Below are 6,190 nucleotides of genomic sequence, written 5' to 3' on the forward strand. Positions count from 1 at the left end.
TTAATGATGGGTTAGCCGGATTTAATCCAGTGTTAACTGCCATTGCGTTAACAATCTTTTTAGATAAGTCAGGATTAGATATTGTTATAACAATGATAGCAACTTTATTAACGTTACCAGTTGCTGCTGCAGTGAGAGAAGTTTTAAGACCATATAAAGTTCCGATGCTGACGATGCCTTTTGTCATTGTGACTTGGTTTACAATTTTACTTTCAGGACAGGTTAAATTTGTAGATACATCGTTAAAGTTAATGCCTCAAAACATTGAAACGGTTAATTTTAGCAACAATGATAGAATACATTTCATTCAGTCATTATTTGAAGGATTCAGTCAAGTATTTATCGAAGCGAGTGTAATTGGTGGCGTATGTATTTTAATCGGCATATTGATAGCATCAAGAAAAGCAGCACTCTTAGCTGTTATAGCTAGTTTGTTAAGCTTTATCATTGTAGCTCTATTAGGTGGTAATTATGATGATATTAATCAGGGATTATTCGGTTATAACTTTGTATTAATGGCAATCGCACTAGGATATACATTTAAAACAGCGATTAACCCTTATATTTCGACTTTTTTAGGTGTGTTATTAACAGTAGTGGTGCAACTAGGTACAACAACATTGCTTGAACCGTTTGGCTTACCTGCATTAACATTGCCATTTATTATCGTGACATGGATTTTATTATTTGCTGGTATTAAACATGACAAAGTAGATGCTTGATAGTTAAATCAAACCTAATATTGTTTGAATATCACCTTAAACCATACAGCGAATTGTATAGTTTAAGGTGTATTTTTATGGATAAAATTAAGTGCATACTTAATCGAATTATCAGTTTTCTTTTAATTGTTCACAGCACGTTCCTTTTTATTTTTAAAGTCGAGTGTTAAACTAGGAATAAATAATTTATATTGTGTGTTGTGTGGGGTGACTAATATGAATGATATGGATAATTCCTTTTTAATAACAACGGAAATTCAAAGAAAATGGATTGAAAAATTCAAAGTAATTAGAGATACATTTAAGGCTAAAGCTGAATATAATGATCAACATAGCCAATTTCCATATAAAAATATTGAATGGTTAATTAAAGAAGGTTATGGAAAATTAACGTTACCAAAAGCATATGGTGGTGAAGGTGCGACCATAGAAGACATGGTTATTTTGCAATCATTTTTAGGCGAACTTGATGGTGCCACAGCATTATCTATTGGTTGGCATGTGAGTGTCGTAGGACAAATTTATGAACAGAAATTATGGTCTCAAGATATGTTGGAGCAATTTGCTGTTGAAATTAATAATGGTGCATTAGTTAATAGAGCAGTTAGTGAAGCTGAAATGGGTAGTCCAACAAGAGGGGGAAGACCAAGTACACATGCTGTTAAAGCTGATGATGGGTATATTTTAAATGGTGTGAAGACATATACATCAATGAGTAAAGCACTAACACATATTATTGTTGCTGCTTATATAGAAGAATTAGAAAGTGTTGGTTTTTTCTTAGTAGACAGGAATTTGCCTGGTGTTGAAATTGCCGATAATTGGGACGTATTAGGTATGCGAGCGACAGAAAGTCATGATTTAATATTAAATGATGTAAAAGTACCATTAAAACATTTAGTGGAAACAGAGAAAAGTAAAGCGCCAAATGGTTGGATATTGCATATACCAAGCTGTTATTTAGGTATAGCACAAGCTGCTAGAAATTATGCTGTAGACTTTGCAATCCAACATAGCCCTAATAGTATTGAAGGAACGATTGCAACATTGCCAACTGTGCAACAAAATTTAGGGAAAATGGAAACGCTATTGTTATGTGCGAGACAATTTTTATGGAGTACAGCAAAAGGGTATCAACAATATAAAGATGACAGTCAGATAAGAAATCCAACAAGTGCGAGTAAAGTGATGGTAATGAATCAAGGGCTTGAAGTGATTGATTTAGCGATGAGAATAGTTGGTGCTAAAAGCTTAGAAATGAATCGACCATTACAACGTTACTATCGTGACATGCGTGCAGGATTACACAATCCACCTATGGAAGATGCAGCATATACAAATATTGCTAAGAGTATTACAGATACATTTTAAATTTAAAAAGGTAAATCGATCGTTGATTGGCATAAAGAGATGAAATTTGACGTTCGGATTTACCCTTTTTTGTGGGGATTTATAGGGATGTTAAGATATTTTGCTAAATTTTTTGCGAAAATAAAAAAATAAATAGCACTAGCTATTGTAAATGTATATGCAATCTTGTATAATTTTGGAATAATTGATAATCATTTTCAATAGGAGGAAATTATGAAAAAACTATTATTACCATTAATAATTATGTTATTAGTGTTAGCTGCGTGTGGGAACCAAGGTGAAAAAAATAACAAAGCTGAAACTAAATCTTATAAAATGGACGATGGCAAAACGGTAGATATTCCGAAAGACCCTAAACGCATTGCAGTAGTTGCGCCAACATATGCTGGTGGACTTAAAAAATTAGGTGCAAACATTGTAGCTGTAAATCAACAAGTCGATCAAAGCAAAGTATTAAAAGATAAATTTAAAGGTGTTACAAAAATTGGTGATGGCGATGTAGAAAAAGTTGCTAAAGAAAAGCCAGATTTAATTATTGTATACTCTACTGACAAAGATATTAAAAAATATCAAAAAGTAGCACCAACAGTAGTTGTTGACTATAATAAGCATAAATATTTAGAACAACAAGAAATGTTAGGGAAAATTGTTGGTAAAGAAGATAAAGTAAAAGCTTGGAAGAAAGATTGGGAAGAAACAACTGCTAAAGACGGTAAAGAAATTAAAAAAGCAATTGGACAAGATGCAACAGTGTCATTGTTTGATGAATTTGATAAAAAATTATACACTTACGGCGATAACTGGGGTCGTGGTGGAGAAGTATTATATCAAGCATTTGGTTTGAAAATGCAACCAGAACAACAAAAGTTAACTGCAAAAGCAGGTTGGGCTGAAGTGAAACAAGAAGAAATTGAAAAATATGCTGGTGATTACATTGTGAGTACAAGTGAAGGTAAACCTACACCAGGATATGAATCAACAAACATGTGGAAGAATTTGAAAGCTACTAAAGAAGGACATATTGTTAAAGTTGATGCTGGTACATACTGGTACAACGATCCTTATACATTAGATTTCATGCGTAAAGATTTAAAAGAAAAATTAATTAAAGCTGCAAAATAATTCAGCTATATAAGTTAGTGAAATGAGAGTCTGAAACATATCAATCTTTTGATATTGTATTAGGCTCTTATTTTTATAGCTAGAAAGTTAGATATTTGTATTTTTTTTAATAATAAGTGCCGTTGTTATCGTTCAATTTAATTAATGATAGATTAGTATTATTATAGCTAAAGTAGTATACCTGAGAAAATAGCTCAATGTATCTCTTTATTGATAAGTTATATCATAATTATATTAGTGCATACTTTATGGAAGGGATATCAGGGAATGGCTATCAATAAAAGAAGAGGTTTAAAAGGATTACAACAGAATGTTATGATTTTGTAGAAAGATATATAACAACGTTTTATAAAAACATAATATTGTTAATGGACAATGAAATGTAAGGGGGATTTCGAGTGACTAAGAAAGTTTATTTTAACCATGATGGTGGTGTAGATGATTTAGTATCTCTATTTTTATTATTACAAATGGAAAACGTTCAATTGATAGGGGTCAGTACAATTGGTGCTGATTGTTATTTAGAGCCATCTTTGAGCGCATCAGTAAAAATTATTAATCGTTTTTCAAATGAAGATATTCAAGTTGCGCCATCATATGAACGAGGAAAAAATCCATTTCCTAAAGAATGGCGTATGCATGCCTTTTTTATGGACGCATTGCCAATTTTAAATGAGCCAGTCAAACATGTTGCTTCAAATGTGAGCGACAAAGAAGCCTTTGAAGACATTATTCAAACTTTAAAGAGACAATCAGAAAAAGTAACATTATTATTTACAGGCCCGCTTACAGATTTAGCAAAAGCACTACAAAAAGATTCATCTATCGTTCAGTATATAGAAAAATTAGTTTGGATGGGTGGCACCTTTTTACCAAAAGGAAATGTTGAAGAACCTGAGCATGATGGTTCTGCAGAATGGAATGCATATTGGGATCCAGAAGCGGTTAAAATTGTTTTTGATAGCGATATAGAGATTGATATGGTTGCTTTAGAAAGTACGAATCAAGTGCCGCTAACGTTAGATGTTAGACAAAGATGGGCGAATGAACGCCAATATACGGGCATTGATTTTTTAGGAGTAAGTTATGCAGCGGTACCACCATTAACACACTTTATAACAAATTCTACTTACTTTTTATGGGATGTTTTAACGACTGCTTATATTGGTAACAAGGACTTGGTTCATTCAATTGAGAAAAAAGTCGATGTAATAAGTTATGGACCAAGTCAAGGTAAGACATTTGAGTGTAAAGATGGGCGCAAAATTAATGTCATAAATCATGTAGATAACAACGCATTTTTTGATTATATAACTGCACTTGCTAAAAAAGTAAATTAACAGCTGTGTAGAATAATTAAGGTTTTAATTTATATAGAACAACTTATTGTAAACTTTTCATTTCTTAAAGTTTACAATGGTGCTATAATAATGGTCATGAAATACGAAAGGAAGTAAAAAATGACAACAAAACAGTTAGTATATACAGCTTTAATGACAGCGATTATCGCTATTTTAGGAATGGTACCGGTAATTCCACTACCATTTTCTTCAGTACCAATTGTACTTCAAAACATTGGTATTTTCTTAGCAGGTGTGATTTTAGGACGTAAATATGGCACATTAAGTGTTATCGTCTTTTTATTATTAGTAGTTGCTGGCTTGCCATTGTTATCAGGTGGTCGCGGTGGCATCGGTGTATTCGCAGGTCCTTCAGCAGGGTTTTTACTATTATATCCAGTTGTAGCATTCATGATTGGTGCGATTCGTGATAGATTCATCAATGAAATTAATTTCTGGATTTTATTCGTTGGTATTTTAGTTTTTGGTGTTATAGCATTAGATGTTATTGGTACATTGATTATGGGCATGATTATTAACATACCATTTACGAAAGCTATTTCAATTTCATTAGCTTATTTGCCTGGTGATATATTAAAAGCAATTGTAGCAAGTTTGATTGGTACAGCTTTACTTAATCACTCGCAGTTTCGTCAAATTATGGGATTAAAATAATCATATTTAAGTTAAGATAATAAAGTAATTGAATAAGTTGCTTTGAAATTTATAAAAGTGAAAGGAGTAGGTGTCAATGGCTAGTATAAGTATGTCAGATATATATTGTAACGGCACTATATTTGAAAATGACGACGAGCAGTTAATTTATTTAACGCCTTCTTTTCCACAACGATACACAAGCAACACATGGATATATAAAAAGACGCCTACCCAAGAGCGATGGCTGAAAGACTTAGAACGTCAACATCAATTACATACAAATCAAGGTTCAAATCATTATGCGTTTAGTTTCCCGGAAAATGAACAACTTGATAATCATTGGATGGCTATGTTTAAAGATATGAATTTTGAACTAGGTATTATGGAATTGTATGCCATAGAAAGTGATGCGCTTGCTAATTTGCCGCGTAACTCTGACGTTGAAATTGCCGTCGTTGACGAGTCGCATATAGATGCCTATTTAAAAGTTGCATATCAGTTTAGTCTGCCATTTGGAAAAGACTATGCAGATGCACATGAAGAAATGGTAAGGGAACATTATCAAAAAGATGTGATTAAACGCTTAGTAGCTTATTTAAATAATGAACCTATTGGCGTTGTAGATGTCATTGAAAGTGAAAATTACATTGAATTAGATGGATTTGGTGTATTAGAACAATTTCGACACCAAGGAATTGGATCTACAATTCAATCGTTGATAGGTGAATACGCCATATCAAAAAATCACAAACCAATCATATTAGTTACAGATGGTGAAGATACAGCAAAAGATATGTATGCAAAGCAAGGTTATGTCTATCAATCGTTTTGTTATCAAATATTAAAAGAAGATATTGGAAATTAACGATTGATGATAGGTTTGTATTAGAATAAAAAAGCAGTAAGCTGGTTTCGAGTAGAAATCAACTTACTGCTTTTTAAATTGTTTTGAGCTACTTATACTTATAAAAATAGTGC

At 32.4% G+C, this 6,190-nt stretch carries 6 protein-coding genes; all 6 read left to right on the forward strand.

The window, feature by feature from the left end; all coding sequences use genetic code 11:
- The coding region (gene yut, locus IDG60_RS04630) for an urea transporter (RefSeq protein WP_206160528.1) at positions 1–722 on the forward strand (722 nt) is incomplete at its 5' end.
- Positions 723–938: 216 nt separating this feature from the next.
- Positions 939–2,093, forward strand: coding sequence for an acyl-CoA dehydrogenase family protein (locus tag IDG60_RS04635; RefSeq protein ID WP_000999205.1), 1,155 nt, complete (start codon positions 939–941; stop codon positions 2,091–2,093).
- Positions 2,094–2,306: 213 nt separating this feature from the next.
- Entirely contained in the window at positions 2,307–3,215 is a 909-nt protein-coding gene (locus IDG60_RS04640) for an ABC transporter substrate-binding protein (protein ID WP_000735038.1), read from the forward strand.
- A gap of 398 nt (positions 3,216–3,613) precedes the next feature.
- The gene (locus IDG60_RS04645) at positions 3,614–4,555 is read left to right on the forward strand and encodes a nucleoside hydrolase (protein ID WP_000163416.1); all 942 of its coding nucleotides are present in this window, start codon (positions 3,614–3,616) and stop codon (positions 4,553–4,555) included.
- 120 nt (positions 4,556–4,675) lie between these two features.
- Entirely contained in the window at positions 4,676–5,230 is a 555-nt protein-coding gene (locus IDG60_RS04650; RefSeq protein ID WP_000208742.1) for a biotin transporter BioY, read from the forward strand.
- 76 nt (positions 5,231–5,306) lie between these two features.
- The gene (locus IDG60_RS04655) at positions 5,307–6,077 is read left to right on the forward strand and encodes a GNAT family N-acetyltransferase (protein ID WP_000146747.1); all 771 of its coding nucleotides are present in this window, start codon (positions 5,307–5,309) and stop codon (positions 6,075–6,077) included.
- Positions 6,078–6,190 lie beyond the last annotated feature (113 nt).

The sequence above is a fragment of the Staphylococcus sp. EG-SA-2 genome (genome assembly GCF_017152085.1).

Bases quoted from the DNA above. Each gene is read 5' to 3' on its own strand.
- IDG60_RS04635 (WP_000999205.1), top strand. From the start codon at position 939: ATGAATGATATGGATAATTCCTTTTTAATAACAACGGAAATTCAAAGA.
- IDG60_RS04640 (WP_000735038.1), top strand. From the start codon at position 2,307: ATGAAAAAACTATTATTACCATTAATAATTATGTTATTAGTGTTAGCT.
- IDG60_RS04650 (WP_000208742.1), top strand. From the start codon at position 4,676: ATGACAACAAAACAGTTAGTATATACAGCTTTAATGACAGCGATTATC.
- IDG60_RS04655 (WP_000146747.1), top strand. From the start codon at position 5,307: ATGGCTAGTATAAGTATGTCAGATATATATTGTAACGGCACTATATTT.